The sequence below is a fragment of the Luteibacter sp. TLI7-4A genome (assembly GCF_056754745.1).
In genome coordinates this window covers 3,611,583-3,633,656 of the sequence record NZ_JBPGWO010000001.1, presented here as the reverse complement: position 1 = coordinate 3,633,656, position 22,074 = coordinate 3,611,583, and the positions used below count along the sequence as shown (strand labels likewise).

General features: G+C 63.2%; 22 protein-coding genes. 9 read left to right on the top strand and 13 right to left on the bottom strand.

Annotated elements, in window-relative coordinates:
• Positions 1 to 51: 51 nt before the first annotated feature.
• Positions 52 to 900, top strand: a complete 849-nt coding sequence (locus tag ACR9Y6_RS15940) for a tetratricopeptide repeat protein (protein WP_481282173.1) — start codon at positions 52 to 54, stop codon at positions 898 to 900.
• 121 nt (positions 901 to 1,021) lie between these two features.
• The gene (locus ACR9Y6_RS15935) at positions 1,022 to 1,312 is read left to right on the top strand and encodes a hypothetical protein (protein ID WP_481282172.1); all 291 of its coding nucleotides are present in this window, start codon (positions 1,022 to 1,024) and stop codon (positions 1,310 to 1,312) included.
• 75 nt (positions 1,313 to 1,387) lie between these two features.
• Here ACR9Y6_RS15935 and ACR9Y6_RS15930 read toward each other — a convergent pair whose 3' ends face one another.
• Entirely contained in the window at positions 1,388 to 2,137 is a 750-nt protein-coding gene (locus ACR9Y6_RS15930) for a 3-oxoacyl-ACP reductase family protein (protein WP_481282171.1), read from the bottom strand.
• Positions 2,138 to 2,251: 114 nt separating this feature from the next.
• Here ACR9Y6_RS15930 and ACR9Y6_RS15925 point away from each other — a divergent pair, with 114 nt between their 5' ends.
• Positions 2,252 to 3,220: a LysR family transcriptional regulator gene (locus ACR9Y6_RS15925; protein ID WP_481282170.1), complete on the top strand. Its 969-nt coding sequence runs from the start codon at positions 2,252 to 2,254 to the stop codon at positions 3,218 to 3,220.
• Here the strand turns inward: ACR9Y6_RS15925 and ACR9Y6_RS15920 are convergent.
• On the bottom strand, positions 3,189 to 3,929 hold the full coding sequence (locus tag ACR9Y6_RS15920) for a hypothetical protein (protein WP_481282169.1): 741 nt from the start codon (positions 3,927 to 3,929) through the stop codon (positions 3,189 to 3,191). The two genes, ACR9Y6_RS15925 and ACR9Y6_RS15920, sit on opposite strands and share 32 nt — an antisense overlap.
• A 74-nt stretch (positions 3,930 to 4,003) precedes the next feature.
• On the opposite strand from ACR9Y6_RS15920, the gene ACR9Y6_RS15915 reads away from it, so the two are divergent.
• Complete coding sequence (locus tag ACR9Y6_RS15915; RefSeq protein ID WP_481282168.1) at positions 4,004 to 4,876, top strand: LysR family transcriptional regulator; 873 nt, start codon at positions 4,004 to 4,006, stop codon at positions 4,874 to 4,876.
• Positions 4,877 to 4,912: 36 nt separating this feature from the next.
• Here ACR9Y6_RS15915 and ACR9Y6_RS15910 read toward each other — a convergent pair whose 3' ends face one another.
• Positions 4,913 to 5,452: a hypothetical protein gene (locus ACR9Y6_RS15910; protein ID WP_481282167.1), complete on the bottom strand. Its 540-nt coding sequence runs from the start codon at positions 5,450 to 5,452 to the stop codon at positions 4,913 to 4,915.
• Between the two features lie 140 nt (positions 5,453 to 5,592).
• Between ACR9Y6_RS15910 and ACR9Y6_RS15905 the strand changes: the two genes are divergently transcribed.
• On the top strand, positions 5,593 to 6,171 hold the full coding sequence (locus ACR9Y6_RS15905) for a TetR/AcrR family transcriptional regulator (protein WP_481282166.1): 579 nt from the start codon (positions 5,593 to 5,595) through the stop codon (positions 6,169 to 6,171).
• A gap of 119 nt (positions 6,172 to 6,290) precedes the next feature.
• Entirely contained in the window at positions 6,291 to 6,692 is a 402-nt protein-coding gene (arr, locus tag ACR9Y6_RS15900) for an NAD(+)--rifampin ADP-ribosyltransferase (RefSeq protein WP_481282165.1), read from the top strand.
• Positions 6,693 to 6,753: 61 nt separating this feature from the next.
• Here the strand turns inward: arr and ACR9Y6_RS15895 are convergent, their stop codons facing one another.
• From ACR9Y6_RS15895 to ACR9Y6_RS15885, 3 genes are all read right to left on the bottom strand, one after another.
• Positions 6,754 to 7,683, bottom strand: coding sequence for a hypothetical protein (locus tag ACR9Y6_RS15895; RefSeq protein ID WP_481282164.1), 930 nt, complete (start codon positions 7,681 to 7,683; stop codon positions 6,754 to 6,756).
• Between the two features lie 24 nt (positions 7,684 to 7,707).
• Complete coding sequence (locus ACR9Y6_RS15890; RefSeq protein WP_481282163.1) at positions 7,708 to 9,291, bottom strand: RHS repeat-associated core domain-containing protein; 1,584 nt, start codon at positions 9,289 to 9,291, stop codon at positions 7,708 to 7,710.
• A 556-nt stretch (positions 9,292 to 9,847) separates the two neighbouring features.
• The gene (locus tag ACR9Y6_RS15885; RefSeq protein WP_481282162.1) at positions 9,848 to 11,188 is read right to left on the bottom strand and encodes an epoxide hydrolase family protein; all 1,341 of its coding nucleotides are present in this window, start codon (positions 11,186 to 11,188) and stop codon (positions 9,848 to 9,850) included.
• Between the two features lie 265 nt (positions 11,189 to 11,453).
• Here ACR9Y6_RS15885 and ACR9Y6_RS15880 point away from each other — a divergent pair, with 265 nt between their 5' ends.
• Both ACR9Y6_RS15880 and ACR9Y6_RS15875 read left to right on the top strand, forming a co-directional pair.
• Positions 11,454 to 12,335, top strand: a complete 882-nt coding sequence (locus ACR9Y6_RS15880; RefSeq protein ID WP_481282161.1) for a hypothetical protein — start codon at positions 11,454 to 11,456, stop codon at positions 12,333 to 12,335.
• The gene (locus ACR9Y6_RS15875; RefSeq protein WP_481282160.1) at positions 12,332 to 13,102 is read left to right on the top strand and encodes an SDR family oxidoreductase; all 771 of its coding nucleotides are present in this window, start codon (positions 12,332 to 12,334) and stop codon (positions 13,100 to 13,102) included. The genes ACR9Y6_RS15880 and ACR9Y6_RS15875 overlap by 4 nt, the downstream gene beginning before the upstream one ends.
• A gap of 20 nt (positions 13,103 to 13,122) precedes the next feature.
• Here the strand turns inward: ACR9Y6_RS15875 and kdpC are convergent, their stop codons facing one another.
• From kdpC to ACR9Y6_RS15840, 7 genes are all read right to left on the bottom strand, one after another.
• A complete protein-coding gene (gene kdpC, locus ACR9Y6_RS15870) occupies positions 13,123 to 13,698 on the bottom strand; it encodes a potassium-transporting ATPase subunit KdpC (protein ID WP_481282159.1) in 576 nt (191 codons plus the stop codon).
• 12 nt (positions 13,699 to 13,710) lie between these two features.
• On the bottom strand, positions 13,711 to 14,517 hold the full coding sequence (locus ACR9Y6_RS15865; protein ID WP_481282158.1) for a TorF family putative porin: 807 nt from the start codon (positions 14,515 to 14,517) through the stop codon (positions 13,711 to 13,713).
• Between the two features lie 28 nt (positions 14,518 to 14,545).
• On the bottom strand, positions 14,546 to 14,731 hold the full coding sequence (locus ACR9Y6_RS15860) for a hypothetical protein (RefSeq protein WP_481282157.1): 186 nt from the start codon (positions 14,729 to 14,731) through the stop codon (positions 14,546 to 14,548).
• Positions 14,732 to 14,744: 13 nt separating this feature from the next.
• Positions 14,745 to 16,817 carry a potassium-transporting ATPase subunit KdpB gene (gene kdpB / locus ACR9Y6_RS15855; RefSeq protein WP_481282156.1) on the bottom strand — a complete coding sequence of 691 codons (2,073 nt, stop codon included), beginning with the start codon at positions 16,815 to 16,817 and terminating at the stop codon, positions 14,745 to 14,747.
• Between the two features lie 3 nt (positions 16,818 to 16,820).
• Positions 16,821 to 18,629, bottom strand: coding sequence for a potassium-transporting ATPase subunit KdpA (kdpA, locus tag ACR9Y6_RS15850; RefSeq protein WP_481282155.1), 1,809 nt, complete (start codon positions 18,627 to 18,629; stop codon positions 16,821 to 16,823).
• Positions 18,626 to 18,718 carry a K(+)-transporting ATPase subunit F gene (kdpF, locus tag ACR9Y6_RS15845; RefSeq protein ID WP_481282154.1) on the bottom strand — a complete coding sequence of 31 codons (93 nt, stop codon included), beginning with the start codon at positions 18,716 to 18,718 and terminating at the stop codon, positions 18,626 to 18,628. The genes kdpA and kdpF overlap by 4 nt, the downstream gene beginning before the upstream one ends.
• A 522-nt stretch (positions 18,719 to 19,240) precedes the next feature.
• The gene (locus ACR9Y6_RS15840) at positions 19,241 to 20,851 is read right to left on the bottom strand and encodes a S53 family peptidase (protein ID WP_481282153.1); all 1,611 of its coding nucleotides are present in this window, start codon (positions 20,849 to 20,851) and stop codon (positions 19,241 to 19,243) included.
• 319 nt (positions 20,852 to 21,170) lie between these two features.
• Here ACR9Y6_RS15840 and ACR9Y6_RS15835 point away from each other — a divergent pair, with 319 nt between their 5' ends.
• Positions 21,171 to 22,073 carry a LysR substrate-binding domain-containing protein gene (locus ACR9Y6_RS15835; protein WP_481282152.1) on the top strand — a complete coding sequence of 301 codons (903 nt, stop codon included), beginning with the start codon at positions 21,171 to 21,173 and terminating at the stop codon, positions 22,071 to 22,073.
• The last annotated feature ends 1 nt before the right edge of the window (position 22,074 follow it).

The following is a 22,074-nucleotide window of genomic DNA, read 5'->3' as shown; positions in this document are numbered from 1 at the left end:
CGAGGGAGAGTAGGCTGCCGAAAGCCACCATCCCGGGCACTGAAGAACCTCATGCAAAAGCTGATTCTCTTTCTTGCGTTGTTGCTCCTCGCGCCACTGGCGGGCGCCGCCGACTCGCCCAAGGACGTGCAGGCTCTTATCTCTCGCGGTGATTACGCGGGGGCCGAAACGATGCTTCGCGACGCCATCGCGGAACATCCGCAAAGCGCGAAGGCCCATTACGTGCTGGCCGAGGTGCTGGCTCACGAAGGCAACATCGGCGAGGCGAAGGCCGAGGCGTCCAAGGCGGCGACGCTCGATCCGGGTACACACTTCACCGATCCCGCGAAATTCCAGGCTTTCCAGCGGAAGCTGAACGAGGCGCTGGCTCCTGAGGCCAACGTTCGGACCACGGCGACTCCTGCGCGCTACGGCGAGGCCGGACAGCTGTCCGGCCGTGAAGACGGCGGATCGTCGAACCTCCTCCGGATCCTGGCGATCGGAGCCGGTATCGCGCTGATCGCGTTCCTCTGGATGCGCCGGAAGCGCGCAGCGGATGGCCCGTCCATCGGCTACCCCGCCGCGCCGCCCCCCGGCGGAACGGCTCCTTATGGCGGCTATCCGGGTAACGGCCCCTATGCTCCGCCGCCGCCTCCGCAAGGACATTCAGGCGTGGGCACGGCGGTAGCGGCAGGACTCGGCGGCGTGGCCGCTGGCATGTTGCTCGACGAAGCGCTTCGCTCCCACGGCGGTGGCCAGGTGTTGCCGGACACAGGCTCCACTGTTCGCGACGATCGCGATCCTTCGGCACAGGCCTATGACGATCTTCGTAGCGATCCGATCGACATGGGCAACGACGATAGTTCGTGGGACGACAGTTCGTCGGGTGATAGCGGGTCTTCCGACGATGACTCCTGGTAATTCGCAAAGCTGAACGTTGGCAGCTACGGCCGCCTACCCCAGTTCATCCTGCCGCAAGGAAATCCAAGGCAGACTCGCGCTGGCAGTATCCCGGCCTCGTGCCTCGTACGGAGATAGACCCATGCGCAACTCCACCCTGCTGCTGGCCGCTTCGCTCGGCCTCGTCCTTGCCTCGCACGCCGTCGCTTCCGACCGTCCCGATCCGGGCAAGCTGACCACCCGCTGCCTCGATGCCGCCGCGGACAAATTCGACGTGAAGAACGATTACATCCAGTTGCAGCCGATCCAGGCTGCAGACGCCGGTTACACCATCGCCGGTACCGCCGACGCCGGCATGGATGGCAAGAAGAACTTCACCTGCCAGTTCGACAAGAAGGGCAAGCTTGCCAACCTCGTTCCCGAGGGCAAGTAAACAAAAGGATGGGCCGCGCGCAGGGCACGGCCCATCCCATTTCCTCACGGCCTGAAAGTACGCTGTGGACGATGCTTACGCGGCAAATCCACCATCGACCAAGAGGCCCGCGCCCGTGATGTTGGCTGCCTCGGGCCCCGCCAGGTAGGCGACAAGACTGGCGACCTCGTCAGCGCGACCATAGCGGCCAACCGCAAGCATGGGGATGAGGCCTGCGGCCATCGGACCATCCGCGGGATTCATGTCGGTATCGATGGGTCCCGGCTGCACCACGTTCACGGTGATCCCCTTCGGTCCGAGATCGCGCGCAAGGCCCTGTGTCAGGCCTTGCAGCGCCGACTTGCTCATCGCGTAAACGGCCCCGCCGGCGAATGGCATGCGCTCCGCATTGGTGCTGCCGATGTGGATGATGCGGCCGCCCTTGCCCATGACGCGTGCGGCGGCGCGGCTGGCGATGACGGCCGCGCGAATGTTCACCGCGATCGTGCGGTCGATGTCTTCCGTCGTGAACTCCTCGATCGGGGCGATGGCGAGGACGCCCGCGTTGTTCACCAGGATGTCGAAGCCACCGAAGGACTCCTTCGTCTTGTTCACCGCATCCTCGATCGCCGCATCGTTCGCGCTATCCGCCTGGATGGCGACGGCGCGTCCGCCGGCCTTGGTGATGTCGTCGACGACGGCATGGGCGGCGGAAGCGCCTTGCACATAAGTGATCGCGACGGAGGCACCGCCAGCGGCCAGCCGACGCGCTATCGCAGCACCGATGCCGCGTGAACCGCCGAGCACGAGGGCGCTCTTGCCTTGGATGGAATTGAGGTCGTTCATGGTGAGACTCCGGTAGGTGGTGTTCGATTCCCGAGCAAATCTAGGCCCCTGGGCCCTCAACCACTAGCGACCTGCTGGTAGTTTCATTCGATCCATCTGGTTTAGAGTCGCGCCATGGACACCCTCAACGGCATTGCTTGCTTCGTACGCAGCGCGGAACTGGGCAATTTTGCCGCCGCCGCACGGATACTCGGGCTCACGCCCGCCGCCGTGGGCAAGAATGTGGCACGCCTGGAAGCCGAATTGGGGGTTCGCCTTTTCCAACGAACCACACGGCGGCTCTCACTCACCGAAGCGGGCGAAGCATTCCGGCTGGAAGTCCAGGGCAGCCTGGACCAGCTCCACGGCGCCATGGCCAATGCGCGGGCGCGCACCACCGGTCCTGCCGGATCGCTGAGGGTCGCGCTTCCGTATGCGTTCGGCAGGGAATACATCGTGCCGATGCTTGCCTCGTTCCTGGAAGCGTTTCCCGCCGTGAGGCCTGACTGGCGTTTCGACAACCGCCCAGTCGATCTCATCGCCGAAGGCTTCGACGTCGCCATCGGTGGAGGCTTCGACATGCGGCCGGGCGTCGTCGCGCGTGCGCTCGCACCGGCTCACCGCATCCTGGTGGCATCACCGGAATTCCTCGCGAACGGACCCGTGATCGCCACGCCTGCGGATCTCGCGGGCCGCGAAGGCATCCTCATTCGTTCACCGCAAACCGGCCGCGTGAGGGATTGGGTGCTATCCGACCGACACGGTGCGGAAGCGGCCGTGGAGTTGGATCGCCGCATCCTGTTCGACGATCCCGACGCGGCCGGTCACGCCGCCGCACTCGGCATGGGCATCGCGCTGCTTGCGGTGCAATCCGCCCTGCCCTGGATGGAGCGCGGGCGGATCGTGCGCGTCTTGCCGGACTGGTGGGTCGAAGGTGGCCACCTGTCGCTTTACTACCCGGCGCAACGCCTGCTGCCGCAGAAGACCAGGCTGTTCATCGATCACATCGTGGAATGCTTTCGCGAACAGGACTTGCCGGCACGGTTTTCCGCGGTCGATGCGACACCCGGGATCACTCGCGGCCCTGGTGCTTCGCGTCGCTGACGAGCATCAACCGGATCTTCGGTTGCCACGTTTCGGCTTCCGTTCCGATAACTGTCTCCGCCAATGTCGCGCGCCACGCATCGCGCGCATTCCCCAACGCATCGATACGTGATTCAAGATCGATGGAAGGCAGTTCATCCGTGCCATCCTTCATCGATACCATCAACACCCGCCTGTTGAGCGCCGTGCCGCTGACCGGCGCGAACCACGCCATGGGCTGCGGCGGCGGTGCCACGCGTGCCACGTCGGCCACCAGAGCATCGAACCGCGCCGCCATTCCAGGCTTCAACGTATAGATGACGATGCGCAGTGGACGTTCGGGGTGGGTGAGCGGCGAGGCGCTTGCCGGGCTGACACGTCGCCAGGTCTCGCGCAGCGACGGCGGGCCGTGGGGAAGAAACGTGCGCTGCGCATCCGCCGCATCGCCCACCGGATCGGGCCGTTTGTCCAGGCCGTCCAGAGGAATGTCGAACGTGCCATCGATGAACAGTCCGGCACGCGGCCCGTCCGCAACGGTCCATGCATACCAGGGCAATGGATCGCGGTGGGCGCGATGCCAGCCGAGGTGTTCGAGGTAGCCGTCCTCGAAGCGCTGCGCCTGGCCCGGCGCCGGCCGGTATCCGAACAGATGGGCCATCGGCCCGTCCGAGGCGATGGCCGCCGGTGGACAGGCGAGCAACAGGGCAAGGAAGATGTGGCGGTACGTCATGATCGGCCTCCGGTCATGGTTCGCAGCCTAACCGGGTAACCGTGCCCGCCACCATTCGCTTTTTCTCGCCCTCCATGTCGAAAAGACGAACGATCGACCAGATCGACCTGCGCCGCCTGGCGGTGTTTCGCGCCGTGGTGGAAGCTGGCGGAGTTACCGCAGCCGCGGCGCTCCTGCATCGTTCGCCCTCGGCGATCAGTGACGACCTGGCCGTCCTTCAACGGCATCTCGGCACGCCGCTGTTCGAGAAAGTGGGGCGCCACCTGCAACCCACGACGAAGGGTAAGGCGCTGGCCCGTTCGGTCGAGCGTGCTTACCTGGATATTCGGGAAGCATGGGAAGCCGCCGCGACCGACGATGCCAATGAACCCCTTCGCATCGCCACGGTCACCGGCTTTGGCCGTTACCGGCTGTTGCCTGTGCTTCTCCCGGCCATGCCGGCAAGCCGGCGCCTGGAAGTGCGTTTTTGCACCGCTGACGAAACAGGCGACCTCCTCACCCGAGGCCGTGTCGACATGGGTGTTTCCTATCGGCCGCTCATGGGCCCTGGCATCGCGTCGCAAGCCGTGGCCAGTGAAGACATCGTGCTGGTCGGACCACCCGGCTCCGCCACGCCCGATGACCCGACGCTTCTGCGCTTCGTCACGTACGACGAATACGAATACGTGTTCCTTCACTGGTTCAATCATCACGGCGTCCCACTACCGCAACCGTGGTGGCGATCCGATCATTTCGAAGAACTGGAAGAAACCCTGGAAGCAGTGGCGAACGGACGTGGATGGTCCGTGGTTCCCGCCGACGTGGCACGGTCACAGGCATTCATTGGCCGCCTGGTGGAGCACCCGATCGGACGATCCGCCTGCACGAACACCATCTACCTCGCGACACACGAGCGACTTCTCGATCGTACGGATGTCGGTTGGGTGGCGTCGTTGCTTTCCGGTTGATGCTGGGCTGGCGAACGCCGTTCCTTCCGTCGACCCTCAGGGCGACAAAGGTGACGGGCGCGGTTTCCTGAAGGTCAGCCACAGGGCGGACAGAAGGAAATAAAGACCGCCGAATCCAGCATAGGGCGCGAGTTGTGCGAGGCCGGGCGCCACGCCAAACGACTGGATGATGAAGACCACACCCGCGAGTGCCGACTGGGCACCGCTGATCATCATGAACACCTGGCCGCCGAGCTTGCGGCGACGGATGCCGACGGCCAACTGGAAGAGCCCGGCCAGAAGTGCCCATGCGCCGAACACCAGCACGCCGCCTGCATTTCCTCGCAGGACGAACGCGACGGCCATGGCGACGGCCGTGATCACGCTGACGAGTGCATTGAATTTCTGGCCGGGGTTGGCCTGCAAGCCACCGCTTCGGCGGGCATCGAGGACGTTGGCGAGTGCGTCCCAGGCGGGATAGACGACGAGCAGCGCCGCCGCGAGTGGCACCGACGCGGGTGCGGACAGGAGTACCACGGCCACCCATGCGAAGGCGACGCCCGCGCGCAGGTAGTAGAAGGATCGGAGGGAATTCATAGGGAGGAGGTCCTTGGAGGTCGAAACAGCCTACTAGTAGGTAGGCTACGCGTCAACTTTGTCCTGATTAATCTTTGTTTAGCCTCGGCCTTTCCTCAATGACACTCTAATAGCTACCTACCACATGGTAGAATTCGGCCATGAGCACCCAACAGAAACTCATCGATTCCGCTCGCTACCTCATCCAGACGCGTGGCTACAACGGCTTCAGTTACGCCGATGTCGCCGAGCAGGTGCAGGTACGCAAGGCGAGCATCCACCACCACTTCCCGACCAAGGCCGATCTCGCCCGGGCGGTGGTGGAGGAATCCCGAGCGTTGATCGTCGCGCAGACGCGGACGCTCGATGGCGGCGCCTTCGATCCGGAGGAACAACTCCGCTTCTACACCGGTTATTGGGAGCGCTGCATCGCCGACGCGTCCGCTCCGTTCTGCGTCGCGGGCATGCTCGCCAGCGAACTGCCCACCCTTCCCGCCGACCTGGCCGATAACGTGCGCGCGCATTTCCGCGACTTGTCGAACTGGCTGGAAACCGTATTGACCAAAGGAGCGCAACTGGGCCTTTTCGAACTGCGCGGCTCGGCCCGCCTGGAAGCGGAATCGTTCATGTCGATGGTGTACGGCGCGATGCTTACCGCGCGCGCGTATGGCGATCCGAAGGTGTTCGCGGACATCGTCGACAGCGGCTTGAAGAAGCTCTTGCGTCGTCGCGCGGGCTGAGAAGCACGCCCTTCGCTTCCCACTGTCAATTTATACAACACAGGGGGGCTTGCCGAAAGCCCCGGGGAAAGGTCCAGCATCGCTCGCCTGTCGACGTGACAGGTGACCGGAGCAGCACGATGGCCGATTCGCAAACGCTCTACCACGGCACCAAGGCCGATCTGGATATCGGCGACCTGATCGAGCCGGGTCGCCGCTCCAACTTCGGCAAGAGAAAAGAGGCGGTCTTCGTATACCTGTCCGCCACGCTCGATGCGGCTACCTGGGGAGCCGAACTCGCGGTCGGCGAAGGGCTCGGACGCATCTACATCGTGGAACCGACAGGCTCCATCGAAGACGATCCCAACCTGACGGACAAGCGCTTCCCGGGCAACCCGACGAAGTCGTATCGCACGCGGAGCGCACTTCGCGTCGTCGGCGAGGTGATCGAATGGGAAGGGCACTCACCCGAGCGGCTCAAGGAAATGCACGATTTCCTTGAGGACTTGAATCGGCGCGGTATCGAGGCGATCGAAGAATGAAGCTGTCTCGGTCAACCGCCAGCACATGGCAAAGCCCCCACGCCGACGCGCAGGCGCATCGTTATGATTCGGCTCCTAGCCACTGCAACTCGACTCTCGGACGATCCAATGAATCGCGGAAGATTCGTATGACTTCGGGAATCAAAAATGTGTAGGCGTAGAGACTGGTCGGTAGCGCCGTCTTTAGCTGCGCGGAGGCGTAGTAGCCAAATCCTGGCGTCGAAGTATCGACAGACCTGAGTAAATCATCCCGACGGACAGAAATCTCCTTACCGGCCACTGTCATGCTCATATCGTGATCTACACACACCGATAGGCGGATGGAGAAATATGCCGAGAAGTCGGGAAAGCTGTCGATCGACAAGAAAAAAATCCCGCCACGGGACCCAGAAGCATCCCTGTACGCGGCCACGCAAGAGCGCGATAGCTCTTTCAGTTTTGGCTTCCGAAGCAGCCTCACGAATCCGCAGCGAGTAAAAATCTCGTCGAATATCGTTACCGTTCGCTCGAACGTGAGATCACCCAAGTTATGCGTATTCATGAGACCAATAGCATCGAAGACTTCGGTTTCACCGATATCGGTCAGTTCATTGTTCCGCACAGCGTGTATGGCATCGACCGCGACAGTGGCCGCAGCACGAGAAGCGCTTTCGATTGTGAAATGTGCAAGCGCAGGGTGGGACCGGACGCGTGTTTCTACCTCTGAAGTTCTGTCGAAGGAGCCAAAAACCGAGCGATCCAGACCGGCTTCCTGAAGAACGCGAGAAACCAATACGGAGCGATAGCCTATCGCTCCAATAGGGCTGCGAACTAGCGTCACCCACTCCTTCAGCAGCTCTTTCTTGAATTCGTTGGCTTCAATTGAATATCCCCAATACTCCAAGCCAAGCTTCATGCCGTGATTCGCTAACGTAATAGATAGCTTCTCGCCAAGATCAGGTAAACATGCAATGGCGGTCAGATAGCCATCTAAAGAGTCAAGAGATTTCATCGATACCCTTTACATACTTCGATGTTAGTTTGGGCGCATCGGATATGTCGCGTCACCGGTCTGGTAGTAGATCATTCCATTATTGTCCGGACTCCCATAGATGTAGCTACCATCGACGCGCACACCACCAAGCGTCACACCTGTCGGTATGTTGACTACCCGGAAATTCTGGTTCGGAAAGAAATCCTTCCACCTTCCCGGTACCGCTTTCACCCCATCATCGTTCAGCGACTGAATATAGTCGTTCAGTTGCTGAATATTGCCGGGAGACTCGCAGTCCCATTGACTAAGAGGCTTGATCTCAAAGATGCTCCATGCATCCGATCCACGCGATCGGAGCATGAGGTCCACCACGCCATAGTTCTTGTTAAAGATATTATACGTGCGTTGCTCTACCTTTACTTGCACGTCACCTTTAAGAGAAGTATCGATATCGGCCTGAATAACTCGATGGACAGCCTTGCCAAGCATCATCGATTTGAACAAGGCCACCCAACGAGAATCCGAGAGTGGTTTTCCCTCCAACCCAAAGGGATCGACGAAGCCACCCGGAATGCCGAACGCGTACAGGTAGGCGTTTGGTCCTCCCGCTATTCCCATCGGATCGCTTTGCAGATACCTTCCCGTACTTGGGTCGTAGTAACGGTGAACGTTGTAAAAAAGTCCGCTCTCACTATCGTAGTACTGGCCAGCGAAGCGAAGGTTGAGCGTGTAGCCGCTTATCGATGCAGGTGATCGTTCGCCGAAGGCATTGTCTTCTTCCGTCCATGACCAAAGAAGCCCGGAGTTCGCGTCGGTTACCGCCCGGGGCACCTCCATCTCGTCGGCGTGCACGAACGAGAGCGTCGTGCCATCCAAGACACCGATCGGCAAGGTATCGAGCCATATATAGTCTCGGCTGGTGCCCTCGGCATCATTACCAGCAGATTCACTGAGTATCTGGCCAGCGCGACTGTAGAAGAAGCGGGTCGTCGTTCCATCGACTTCCTTGCTAATTCTTTCGCCCAGACCGTTGTACGAGTAGCGGCCGACAACTTCGCTGCCTCGCCTGATGGTCGCAAGTTGGCCTCGCCCCGAGTACTCGTACGTCCACGATTCGCCAGCCATACTGGCGTCCGTCGTAGAGCCTGAAGGATTATAACTCCGGCTGTCCGTTGCGATGCTGCTTAGCCAGTGGGAACCAGGTTTGTAACCATACGCACCGGTGGACAACCCATAGCCCGTCTTGGAAAGACGGTCGCTCGCGGCGTCATAGGTATACGTCGATCGTGCGCCGCCATCGCTTCCAACGACTGCCGTCAATCTTCTTAGGGAATCGTAGGTATAGGTTTCCGATGCCGGATTGGCACCCGGAGCGTCACCTCTTGCGACGACCCTCCCATCGGCATCGCGTGCAACGTGGATCGAAAGTGCGTTACTGGTGATGTCCGTGACATCGTAATCTGCGTTGTACAACCGCGTCAGCACTTGGCCTTCCCCGAGCGTGTACTTCGATACGGGTCCAAATGGCAGATAGGTGACGTTCGACAATACCTTGCGGCTCACGCCTCCGCTGGTTATCTGCGCCGAGGTGACGTTGCCTAGGTAATTACGGCTGTACGTCAGCACGGCACCATCCGGGTAGGCAACGGATGCGAGCCGGCTTCCCGGTGTATAGGTGAACTCCGCGTGGGAGACTGACGATCCCGCAGCGTGGGTCTTGCTGACAACGTTTCCGAGAAAGTCGTAGCAATAGGTAGTTGAACCCGATGCTTCGACAACGCGTGTCAAGCGCCCGAGTGGATGGGAGTCCGTGCAACCTGTTAGCGAGTCGGGTTCGTCGTAATGCCAAGAGATGTTGGCCGTTGCGTCGACATAAGATGCGGATGTGCGTCGCCCTAGCATGTCGTATGAAAAGTCGACCCGAACACCCCTCGCGTCCGTCTGACTCGACACCCTACCCGCGACGTCCCGAGTTACCGTCGAGAGTCCACTGTCCAGACTGGACGACTCCAGCACCTCGCCGAAACCGTTGGCACTGAAAATAGTCGGAAGTCCGTTCGGATCGGATGTCGCGATCAGACCATCCAGACATGGAAAGACCGTCACCCTGTCATGAAGGCACCTCGGATATGAAAGGCGGGAGCACGCTCGCTCCCGCCCGGATCACACGATCGACCGTTCCTCAGCGAACCGACTTGAACGCGGCGCGCAGTTCTTCGGCGAAGATCTGCGGCTGTTCCCAGGCCGCGAAGTGCCCGCCCTTGCTTACCTGGTTGTAGTAATACAGGCTCGGATACGCCTTCTCGCTCCAGCTCTTCGGCGCTCGATAGATCTCGTGCGGGAAGACCGTGATGGCGACGGGAACCTTGATCTCGGTGGTCCGCTGGGTCACGGAACTGAAGTTGTTGTTGTTGTTTTCCCAGTAGAAGCGCGAGGACGACGCACCCGTGTTCGTGAGCCAGTACAAGGTGATGTCGTTGAGCATCTCGTCCCTGCTCAGCACGCGCTCGGGCACGCCGTCGCTATCGCTCCACTGCGCGAACTTTTCGTACATCCACGCGGCCAACCCGGCCGGCGAATCGGAGAGCGAATAGCCGATGGTCTGTGGACGCGTGACCATCATGGCGCCGTAGGCGGCGTTGCGGCCGAAGAACGTGCTCAGCGACTGATAGGCCGCCTTCTCGTCGGGGGCCAGGCCCGCCGGGGCCGGGTCGCCGCTGTTGATGGCCTTGGCAAGGTCCCCCGGAACGGTCGCGGGCATGTTCAGGTGGATGGCGAGCAATCCCTTCGGCGCCTGCCGGGCCAGCGCGTCGGAGATCACCGAGCCATGGTCACCGCCCTGCGACACGTAATGCGTGTAGCCCAGCCGCTTCATCAGCACGTCCCAGGCACGGGCGGTGCGATCGGGGCCCCAGCCCAGGGCCGTCGGCTTGCCGGAGAAGCCGTAGCCGGGAATGGCCGGGATGACCACGTCGAAGGCATCTTCCGCACGGCCGCCATAGGCGGTGGGGTCGGTCAACGGACCGATGGTCTTGATGAATTCAAAGGGCGAGCCCGGCCAGCCGTGGGTCAGTATGACGGGAAGCGCATGGGGATGGCGGGAACGGACGTGGATGAACTGGATGTCGACGCCGTCGATCGTGGTGACGAACTGCGGCAGGGCGTTGAGCTGGGCCTCGGCCTTGCGCCAGTCGTAACCCGTGCCCCAATAGCGGACCAGTTCCTGGACGCGAGCCAGCTGTATGCCCTGCGAATCGTCCTTCACGAGCTCCTTGTCCGGCCAGCGCGTTTCAGCGATGCGGCGGCGCAGATCGTCGAGTTGCTCCTGTGGAACATGGACATGGAATGGACGGATGCTCTCGTCGACCTTGGTTGTCTTGGACGTGACATCCGCCGCTTGATCGAAAGCGACGGCAGGCTGCGCGTAGAGTGTCGGCGCGAGCATGGCGAAACCGAGGGCGACAGCGAGCGCGCGCTGGGTGAATGAAGGTTTCCGGAACATGTGTGCGTGTGCGGCTGACATCGTCGTTCTCCTGTGGGCTTCACGATTTTTATGGTGACGCCTGGCTTGCTTGCCTCGACGTGTCCACAGTCTATGAAGCGGTTTCCGCTTCGATGGTGTCTAGGAAGGGCCGATTTGAAACGGCATGTATCTCAAGGCTGACGGATACAAACGGATACAAACTTCCCCGGTAAGCTGTTCGTTCCACGCCACACCATGTTTCGCTCGAAACACCAATACGATCCCGGCGAGAGCGCTAGGATCGGATTCACAGGAAGAGACCGCCATGCAGAACCTACTGTTGCAGACCACCATCGAAGGGGATCCCGACGACTGGAACATCTCGCGTTTCAGTCACCTGAAGGCATACCTGGAGGGTCTTCGTGACGACGATGGGCAACCGGCCTTCCGCGTCACCGCCCGCAATCGTGACCCGCTCGGAAAGGCCGACGCGGTCCTTTCGCGACTCCACGAGTCGGACTTCCATCAGTTATGGCTCTTCGCCGTCGATACCGGTGACGGTCTTACCGACGAGGATTGCGACGGGATAAGCCGGTTCCGCCGGCGCGGTGGTGGCATGATGGTGACGCGGGACCACATGGACCTCGGCAGTTCGATATGCACGCTCGCCGGGGTAGGTGCGGCGCACCACTTCCACACACGCAATCCCGATCCGGACCCGAGCCGGTGCTGCGTCGACGACCGCGCCACCACGTATATCTCGTGGCCCAACTATCACTCCGGGGCGAATGGCGACTACCAGCATGTGCAACCCGTCGGCGATGTGCATCCTGTCCTGCGCGATCCGCAATCGGAGGACGGTTTCATCCGTTACCTGCCCTCCCACCCTCACGAGGGCGCGGTCGGGGCTCCAGCAGGGGACAAGACCAGTCGGGTGATCCTGCGAGGACGCAGCCAGGCGACGGAAAGGGAATTCAATCTGGCGGTCGCGTTCGAACGGTCCGACCAGGGTGGCCGGGCCATCGCGCAGTCGACGTTCCATCATTTCGCGGACTACAACTGGGACACCTCCGCCGGTTGTCCTTCGTTCGTGTCGGAAGCACCCGGTGACGGAATGATCCGTTTCCCGGAAGCGTTGCGCTCCACCCACCAGTACGTCCGGAACGTCGCCTTCTGGCTTGGCGGTGCCGATGAGAGGCCTGTATGAACATCGTCGTCATCGGTGGGCGAGGCCTCGTCGGCCGGAACATCGTGGACCGGTTGCGCGCGCGGGGCCATGACGTGACGGCCGCCTCGCGTGCCACGGGCGTGGACGTGACCACCGGAGCCGGTCTCGATCGGTGCCTCGCCGATGCCGAGGTCGTGATCGACGTCAGCAACTCGCCCACCTTCGACGACATCGCCGCGTTCGAGTTCTTCAAGGCGGCTGCCGTCAACCTGCTCGAAGCCGAAGCCCGGGCCGGAGTAAAACATCATCTTTCGCTATCGATCGTCGGCACGCACCGGCTGGCTGCCCTCGGCAGCGATTACCTGCGCGGGAAGGCGCTGCAGGATCGCCTTATCAGGGAATCCGGCATTCCCTTCACGATCGTGCACGCGACCCAGTTCTATGAGTTCCTGGTCGCTATCGTCACCTCGGCCGTACGCGACCAGACGGTCTACCTGCCGCCCGCCTATATCCAGCCAGTCGCATCCGACGAGGTCGCGGCGTTGATGGCTGGCCTCGCGGTCGGCACGCCGCTCGATGGTTCGATCGAGATCGCGGGGCCCGAACGCGAACGCATGTCGCAACTCATCCAGCGCTTCGTCGTGGACATCGAGGCGCCATGCGATGTGGTCGCCAACGTGCAGGCGCCTTACTTCGGCGCCACCCTCGATGAGTTCACCTTGGTGCCACGGGACGACGCGCATATCGGCGGGGTCGGGTTCCAGGCGTGGTGGCAACAGTCGGAGTTCGCACGCGTCAGCTGGTGACTGGCGGGAGCCGACCGACATCAGGGCGCCATGCGGTCCAGGGCCAGGTTCAACGCCAGCACGTTGACGCGCGGTTCCCCGAGCACGCCGAATTGGCGACCCTGGGTGTTGGCGGCCACCAGTTCACGAACCTTCGCAGGGTCCACGTTCCGCGTGCGGGCTACGCGGGCGACTTGATACTCGGCGGCGGCAGGGCTGATCTCGGGATCGAGGCCGCTGCCCGATGCGGTCACCAGATCGACGGGAACGGAGGCGTCGTTCGATGGATCGACCTGCTTCAGCGCGTCGATCCGCTGCTGCACCGCATCGGTGAGTGCGGGGTTGGTCGGGCCCTGGTTCGATCCTGACGACGAGGCGCCGTTGTTCGGATTGGGGGCCGTGGCCGAGGGACGGCCCCAGAAGTACCTGGGCTCGGAGAACGCCTGGCCGATCAGTGTCGAACCGATCGTCTTGCCGTCTTTCTCGACCAGGCTCCCGTTGGCCTTGCCGTGGAACATCGCCTGGGCCAGGCCGGTGGCCGCCAGCGGATACAGGATGCCGGTAAACACCGTCATGGCGATGAAGAGTACGACGCACTGCCTGATGAGCTTTTTCATGACCCTGCCCTCTTAGAACGTGCCCTGGAACATGACGAAGCCACGTGTCCCGCCGACGTTGCGTGTGTCGCTGGCGTCCGCGAAGTCGGACACACGGTGATAGAACGCATCGTCCGTGGCGTGCGTCACGCCACCGCTCACCGACCAATGCGCGGCGAACTGGTACTTGATCGTCGCCGAGTAGTCGCTATAGCTCGCGTCACGCGCTCCATTGGAGAGGGGCGTGGCCAGCTTCGCGGTGTAGTGGGTATGTCCCGCGTGCAGCGCCAACGACCATGTATCGGACAGCGGAAACGTGCCGTCCAACTGGAGATACCCTGTCCCCCGTGTATCGCCGTCGTAGCCCTGCTCCTTGTCGGCGGCGAAATAGTCCGTCAGCGACCGGTTGTACTTCAGGGTGAACTGGCGCCACGTCAGCGCGGCGTTGGCTTCGACCGTGTTGAAGGAACGCGAGCGGAGGCCGGCTTCGTCGAGATCCGCACCGGGGTAGACGTAGCCGTACAGGCCGACTCGCCAGGACCAGTCGACGTCGATGGGGCGGCCGAAACTGGCGTAGAGATCTAGCTCCATCGAACCGCCTGGATAGCTCTTGTCACTGATGCTCGACGCCCAGGTACCCGCGGAGAACCCGTTCGGGTTCGTGTAGTCGGCGCCGCCCTGGATCGCGGGGTGGCCCCAGGTCTGGGTCAAGCCGCGGAACATGTAATCCGAAACCATCGCCACGTTGCCGGTCACCGGCGAGGCGTCCTGGGCCTGTGCGATCGAACCCAGGCAGAGGAAGGAGACAACCGCCGAGGCGGTCGAGGAGACGATCTTCATGGGAATGCTCTAGCTCGAAAGTGATGAATCAGATGCCGGCGTAGCCGCCGAGGACGTAGTCGTCCTCGATGGGCGGGCGTGCGGCGGCGACCGCGCGCGGCGGTAGCGGCGTGACATTGCTTGCGACGTGCTCGGCGTGGGGCACCACGACCCGGACTTCCATGTCCAGGTCGTCGGTGTCTTCGATGAGTACGGTGAGCTTTACGGAATGCATGGGTGACCTCGGGTCAGGCCAGTCCGAACAGGACCAGCAGCATGTCGATCAACTTGATGCCGATGAACGGAACCACGATGCCGCCCAGGCCATAGACCAGGAGGTTGCGGCGCAGCAACGCGCCGGCACCCAGCGCGCGATAGGCGACACCTTTCAGGGCAAGGGGAATGAGAAAGATGATGATCAGCGCGTTGAAGATGACGGCCGACAGGATGGCGCTCTGCGGCGTGGCTAGGTGCATCACGTTGAGCGCGTTCAGGGCCGGATAGGTCGTGGCGAACGCGGCCGGGATGATCGCGAAGTACTTGGCGATATCGTTCGCGATGGAGAACGTCGTCAACGAACCGCGCGTGATCAGCATCTGCTTGCCGATGCCTACGATCTCGATCAGCTTGGTCGGGTTCGAATCCAGGTCGACCATGTTGCCGGCCTCCTTGGCCGCCTGCGTGCCGCTGTTCATCGCCACGGCGACGTCCGCCTGGGCCAGGGCCGGCGCATCGTTGGTGCCGTCGCCGCACATCGCCACCAGACGATTCTCCGCCTGCATGTCGCGGATGTACTTGAGCTTCGCCTCGGGCGTGGCTTCGGCCAGGAAGTCGTCGACGCCCGCTTCCGCCGCGATCGCCGCGGCGGTGAGCGGATTGTCGCCGGTGATCATCACCGTCCGGATGCCCATCTTGCGCATCTCGGCGAAACGCTCCTTGATGCCTTCCTTGACGATGTCCTTCAGTTCGAGGACACCGAGGGTGAGCGATCCGTCGACGACGACGAGCGGAGTCGCGCCGCGGCGTGCGACATCCTCGGCCATCCGCTTGACCAGTGGCGGCAAGTGGCTGTCCTGCGATTCCAGGTAGCGCTCGACCGCATCCATCGCGCCCTTGCGGATGTGCCGGGTGCCGACGTCGACGCCGCTCATCCTGGTTTGCGCCGTGAAGGGCACGAACTCGGCGCGCGCATCGATCGCGCGACGATCCGACCCACCGAAGCGCTTCGCGGCCAGCGTGACGATGCTGCGGCCTTCCGGTGTCTCGTCGGCGCGCGAGGCGAGTTCGGCGGCCTCGGCCAGTTCACGCTCCTCGACTCCCGGGGCCGCGTGGAAGGCGACGGCCTGGCGGTTGCCGAGCGTGATCGTGCCCGTCTTGTCGAGCAGGAGGACGTCCACGTCACCTGCCGCTTCCACCGCGCGGCCGGAGGTCGCGATGACGTTGGCACGGATCATCCGATCCATGCCGGCGATGCCGATCGCCGAGAGCAACGCGCCGATAGTGGTCGGGATCAGGCATACCAGCAGGGCGATCAGCACGGTCAGCGTGATGGGATTGCCGACGCCGGCCGCCTGCACGCTGTAGATGGAGTACGGCAACAGGGTGGCGCAGGCGAGCAGGAAGATCAGCGTGAACTTGGCCAGCAGGATCGTCAGCGCGATCTCGTTCGGTGTCTTGCGCCGCGATGCGCCTTCCACCATCGAGATCATGCGATCGAGGAAGCTCTCGCCGGGGTTGCTGGTGATCCGCATGACGACCCAGTCGGACAGCACCCGGGTGCCCCCGGTCACGGCGCTGCGGTCGCCGCCGGATTCGCGAATCACCGGCGCGGACTCACCGGTGATGGCGCTTTCGTCGACGCTTGCCGCGCCCACGACGATCTCGCCGTCGCCGGGCACGATGTCGCCTGCTTCCACGAGGACGAAATGACCCGCGCGGAGTTCGCTCGATGGCGTGAAGACGATCGGCGCGTCACGTTCGGCCCGGGCCAGTTTCTTCGCGGCCACGTCGCGGCGTGATCCACGCAATGCGTCGGCTTGCGCCTTACCGCGCCCTTCGGCCAAGGCCTCGGCGAAATTCGCGAAGAGCAGCGTGAACCAGAGCCACAGGCTCACCCAGAAGATGAACCCCGTGGGTGCCTCGCCGTGTCCCGCCAACGCCTGCACCCAGAGGAGCGTGGTCAGGACGCTGCAGACGAAGACGACGAACATCACCGGGTTGCGGAACTGGAGGCGCGGCGAGAGCTTGATGAAGGCGTCGCCCAGGGCGCGCGCCACCAGGGCGCGATCGAGACCGCGCCGGGTCGTGGTTGGATGATTCATGGATCAGTGCCCCGTGGCGGACATCAATTGCTCGGCGATCGGCCCGAGGGCGAGCGCCGGAAGGAAGGTGAGTGCACCGACGACGATGACGACGCTTGCGAGCAGCACCACGAACAGCGGTGTATGCGTCGGCAGCGTGCCTGCGGACTCGGGCACGTGACGTTTCGCCGCCAGCGATCCGGCCATCGCCAGCATCGCGATCGCCAGTGGGTAGCGTGCGAAGTACATGCAGATGGCCAGCAGTACGTTCCAGAACGGCGTGTTCGCCGAAAGGCCACCGAAGGCACTGCCGTTGTTGTTCGACGCGGAACTCACCGCATAGAGGATCTCGCTGAATCCGTGGGCGCCCGGGTTGGCGATGCCAGCAACACCGGCGGGCGCCATCACGGCGATGGCGGTGCAGATCACCACCAGGGCGCAAGGCAGGAGGACGGCCAGGCTGGCCATCTTCATCTCGTGCGCCTCGATCTTCTTGCCCAGGTACTCCGGTGTCCGGCCGACCATCAGGCCGGCGATGAAGACCGCGACGACGGCGAAGGCGAGCATCCCGTACAAGCCGGAGCCCACGCCGCCGAAGATGACCTCGCCCAGTTGCATCAGCCACATCGGCACGAGGCCGCCCAAGGGGGTCAGCGAGTCGTGCATGGCATTGACCGCGCCGCACGATGCGGCCGTGGTGATCGCGGCGAACAACCCGGACGATGCGATACCGAAGCGGGTCTCCTTGCCTTCCATGTTGCCGCCGCTCTGCAGCGCCGAGGCGTGCGCATCGATGGCCAGCCCGTGCAGCGCCGGATTGCCTGCCTGCTCGGCAGCCACCAGGCCGAAGGTCAAGGGCACGAAGATCACCAGCATCGTCGCGAGGATGGCCCAGCCCTGGCGGCGGTCGCCTACCATCGCGCCGAAGGTGTAGCAGAGCCCGGCCGGGATCAGGAAGATCGCCAGCATCTCGATGAAGTTGGAGAAGGGCGTCGGGTTCTCGTAGGGGTGCGCCGAGTTGGCGTTGAAGAAGCCGCCACCGTTGGTCCCCAGCATCTTGATGGCGACCTGCGAGGCGGCCGGTCCCATCGGGAGCACCTGCTCCTGCGTGGAAACGTGCCTGACCACCGGCTTGCCCGCCGCATCGACCACCGGGTTGCCGTCGGCGTCCTTCACCGGCTCGTCGTACGACGTTGTTTGCAACGTCGTCGCATGCTCGTAGGGACGCACGTTTTGGACGACGCCCTGCGAGACGAGCAGCAGGCTGATGACCAGCGACAGCGGAAGCAGGATATACAGGGTGGTCCGCGTCAGGTCGACCCAGAAGTTGCCGAGTACCTTCACGCCCCGACGCGAGAATCCCCGGATGACGGCAACGAGCACGGCGATGCCGGTGGCGGCCGAGAGGAAGTTCTGCACCGACAGGCCCACTGCCTGGGTGAGGTAACTCATGGTCGACTCGCCGCCGTATCCCTGCCAGTTGGTGTTGCTGGCGAAACTGACGGCGGTATTCATCGCGGAATCCGGTGTCACCGCCGCGAAGTGCTCCGGGTTCAGCGGCAACCATTGCTGCACCCGCTGAAGCACGTAGACGGCAATCATGCCCAGCACGTTGAACAGCAACATCGCCAGCGCGTACTTCTTCCAGCCCATCTCCTCGCCCGGCTCGACGCCGGCCACGCGATAGACGAGCCGCTCGATGCGTGCACCGAAACGCGTCACCTTGTTGGGGCTTTCCGCGAAAACAAGGGCCATGTACGAACCGACCGGCTTGACCAGCAGCAGCAACACGGCGAGATAGACGACGATCTGGATCCAGTCGTTCGCGCTCATTCGAACCACTCCGGCTTGAGCAACGCGACGATCAGGTAGCCCGCGAGGGCGACGGCCAGCACGCCGGCAATGAGGTAGGAGGCGTTCATGTCGGCACCCTCACCGACGACCGAGCCGGTCGCAGATCATGAGGAAGCCGATCGTCGCCGCGGTGAGCACGACGATCAGGAGGACGTAGAGGATTTCCACAGGTTCACCCAAGTGAGGAGAGCTGCGGAATTATCGAAACGTGCGGATATCTTCGGTGTAAGGCGCGGCGAGGCCCGCGTAAATTCGGCGTAAATTCCTGCGCACCGAAATCGCGCGGGAAGGGAACCCTGGCGAGAGCCCCGGTGTGGGAAGCCCTGGTGGGAGCCGACTTGTCGGCGATCCCGCGGCAGCGGGCCAGCTTGAGGCAAGCTCCCATCGCCGCTGAAGCGGCTCCCACAAGAAAGCGGGACTCGTCCTGTCAAGGATAACCAACCCTGGTGGGAGCCGACTTGTCGGCGATCCCGCGGCAGCGGGCCAGGTTGACGCAAGCACCCATCGCCGACAGGGTCGGCTCCCACCACAAAAAAACGGGGCGCCGCTTGCGCGTGCGCCCCGTCGTTACCGCCGGTTCCTGCTGGCGGTCAGAGGTTGCCGTAGAGGTTGCTCACGATCGCGCTGCCGAAGCCGCTCGCGTAATCCCAGCCGGCCGTGGCCGTCTCGCCACCGTTACTGCCGGAGGTGACGTCGTGGTAGACACTGGAAGGCACCTGGTACAGGTGCGGGCCGGCGAAACCGAGCGTGGAATGGCCGGCGAGCATGCGCGCCCAGACGGCGGCGAACAACGGTGCGGAAAGGCTCGTGCCGCCGTACTGCGCGTTGCTGCCGTTGACGATGATGATCGAACCGGAATTCGGGTCCGCATCGAACGCCACGTCGGCGACGTCGCGCGTCGTCCCGCCTCCCTGCGTCTGCCAGCTCGGCTTGGGCTCTACCGTGCTCGGGCTGCCGCCGGCCTTGGACCACAGGGTCTCGCCAGCCCAGCTGTTGCCGGTGCCGGTGCTCAACGTCGTGCCGCTGACGGCCACCACATACGGTGAACTCGCCGGATAGCTGGGCGTCGTGCCACGCGGAGCCTTGGTGCACTCGTTGGAACCGGAGTCGCCCGTGGAGATCGAGAAGGTCTGCCCCTGCGATACGCCCAGCGCGAAGATCTGGTCGTCCGCCGCCATCGAGCCATCGTTGTAGGCGCTGGTTTCGCATTCGCCCAGGGAGACGTTGATGACCTTGGCCTGGTTGTCGCTCACCGCGCGGTTGAACGCGGCCGTCAGTGCGCTGTTACTGAGCGAATTCGCCGCATAGAAGATCAGCTTGCTCACGCCGCCCGACATGCCGACGATGTTCTGGCTGTCCAGGTCCCATTCGGGCGTGCCGCTGGTGTCGGTTCCCGCCGCCCCGACCACGACCACCTGCGTATTCACGGCGGGCAGGCCATTGGCGGTGGTGAAGCTGGCCAGGTCCTTCAACGGCTGGGTCATGTCACCGTCGCTGATGATACCCACCGTGACCGTCGCCGCCGTCGGCGTGCCGCCCACGTTGTAGATGGTCGGGAACGTGGTGGGATTGTGGCCGGTCACGCCGGTCGTTGCCTTGGTGCCGATACGGTCGGCGGGCTTGATCATGGTGTGCGCGTGGTTGACCGTCTGCAAACCCACCACGGCGAGTACCGCGTCGCCGAGTGCGGCAGGCACCTTGACGTCGTCGATGTTGGCGTAGGCGGCACGGCCTTCGGCGTCCTGAGCCTTGACCAGACGCGTCGCGAAGGCCGACTGCGCGGCACCCGCGTTGCCATCCGCCGAGACGAGCAGCTTGTTCGAAGAAACGCTGATGTTGGTGAAGCCGGCCTTGCCGAGGTAGGCGACCACGGCCTGCACCTGGTCGTCGCTCGGCGAGAACATGGCGACCGCATCCGCGGGTTGCAGCGTCGCGTGGAACATCGGGCTGGACGGGTTATGCGCCGATGCGATGAAGTCGTCGAGCGTGGAGCGGTTCTGCACCTTCAACACCACTTCGATATGGACCGGCGTAGCAGCGTCCGCCAGGTCGGCGGCTGTCGCCGTCGCCGCGAGTTCGTGCGCGCGCGTGGCCGTGGCCGCCCATGTCGTCGCCGCTCCCGCGGCCATGGTGGGCGCACACACGAACGCACCCAGCACCGCACCCATCGCCACACATAGCGAGGTTTTCTTCATCTGCATGAAACGTCTCTCCCGTAAGCTGAGCCGAATCCCGATTCGGGATATGTGGTCCCGGTGACGTCGTCGTCACCGGACGCTGGCAGCCCGGCTCCTTGTCATTCCGTTTTCTTCCCCCCGGGCGAACTCCGTTTCAAATGACAAAGCACCGCTCCCCGCAACGACGCTAGCACAGGGAATCGGCGGGCCGGCATCAGGAAAATTCCTGTCTCGCAGCGAGGTGGTTCATTCGCATTTTCTTGCGCATGGTGTCCCATTGACGCGCTTTGGTTTTTTCTCCGAAAGCGATGTATAAGCGTAGCTATTTGCGACAGACGCAACGATGAACATCACCCTCGACGAGATCCAGAACTTCATCGCGGTGGTCGACACCGGCTCCATAACGGCCGCCGCGCAGCAGCTGGAGCAGACCGTCTCCGCCGCCAGCCGATCGCTGGGAAGACTGGAGCAGAAGCTCAAGACCACGTTGCTTCGCCGGACCACGCGGCGCCTCGAACTTACGGACGAAGGCGAGGTTTTCCTCGAACGAGCGCGTGACATCGTCGCGGCGGTGGAGAACGCGGAAGAACAGATGGCGGCACGGCGCGGCCGCCCGGCCGGGCGTCTCCGCATCGATGCGGCATCGCCCTTCATGTTGCACGTGGTGGTGCCGCTGGTCGCGGGTTATCGCGAACGTTTTCCCGACGTGGAGCTGGAACTGCACAGCAGCGAAGGCTACATCGACTTGCTGGAACGCCGTACCGACGTGGCCTTGCGCATCGGACGGCTGAAGGATTCCACGCTACACGCCCGGCCGATCGGCACGAGCCAGGTGCGTTGTCTCGCCAGTCCTGCTTACCTCGCCAAGCACGGCCGGCCGCGCAAGGTATCGGACTTGCGCAAGCATGCGTTGCTCGGGTTCACGGAACCCGAGTCGCTCAACGAGTGGCCCCTGCTGGACGAGAGCGGACAGCGCGTGCACATCAAGCCCACCATCGGCACGTCCAGTGGTGAAACGCTGCGCCAGCTCGCGCTCGAAGGCAACGGCATCGTCTGCCTTTCCGACTTCATGACGCGCGGCGATCGTGAAGCGGGCACGCTGGTGCCCGTGTTGTCCAGGCACATCGCCGAACTCCGCCAGCCGATCAATGCGGTGTACTACCGCAACACCGCCATCTCTGCGCGCATCGCCTCGTTCGTCACCTATCTTGTCGAGGCGATCGGGGAGCATGGCTTCGACCGCTGAG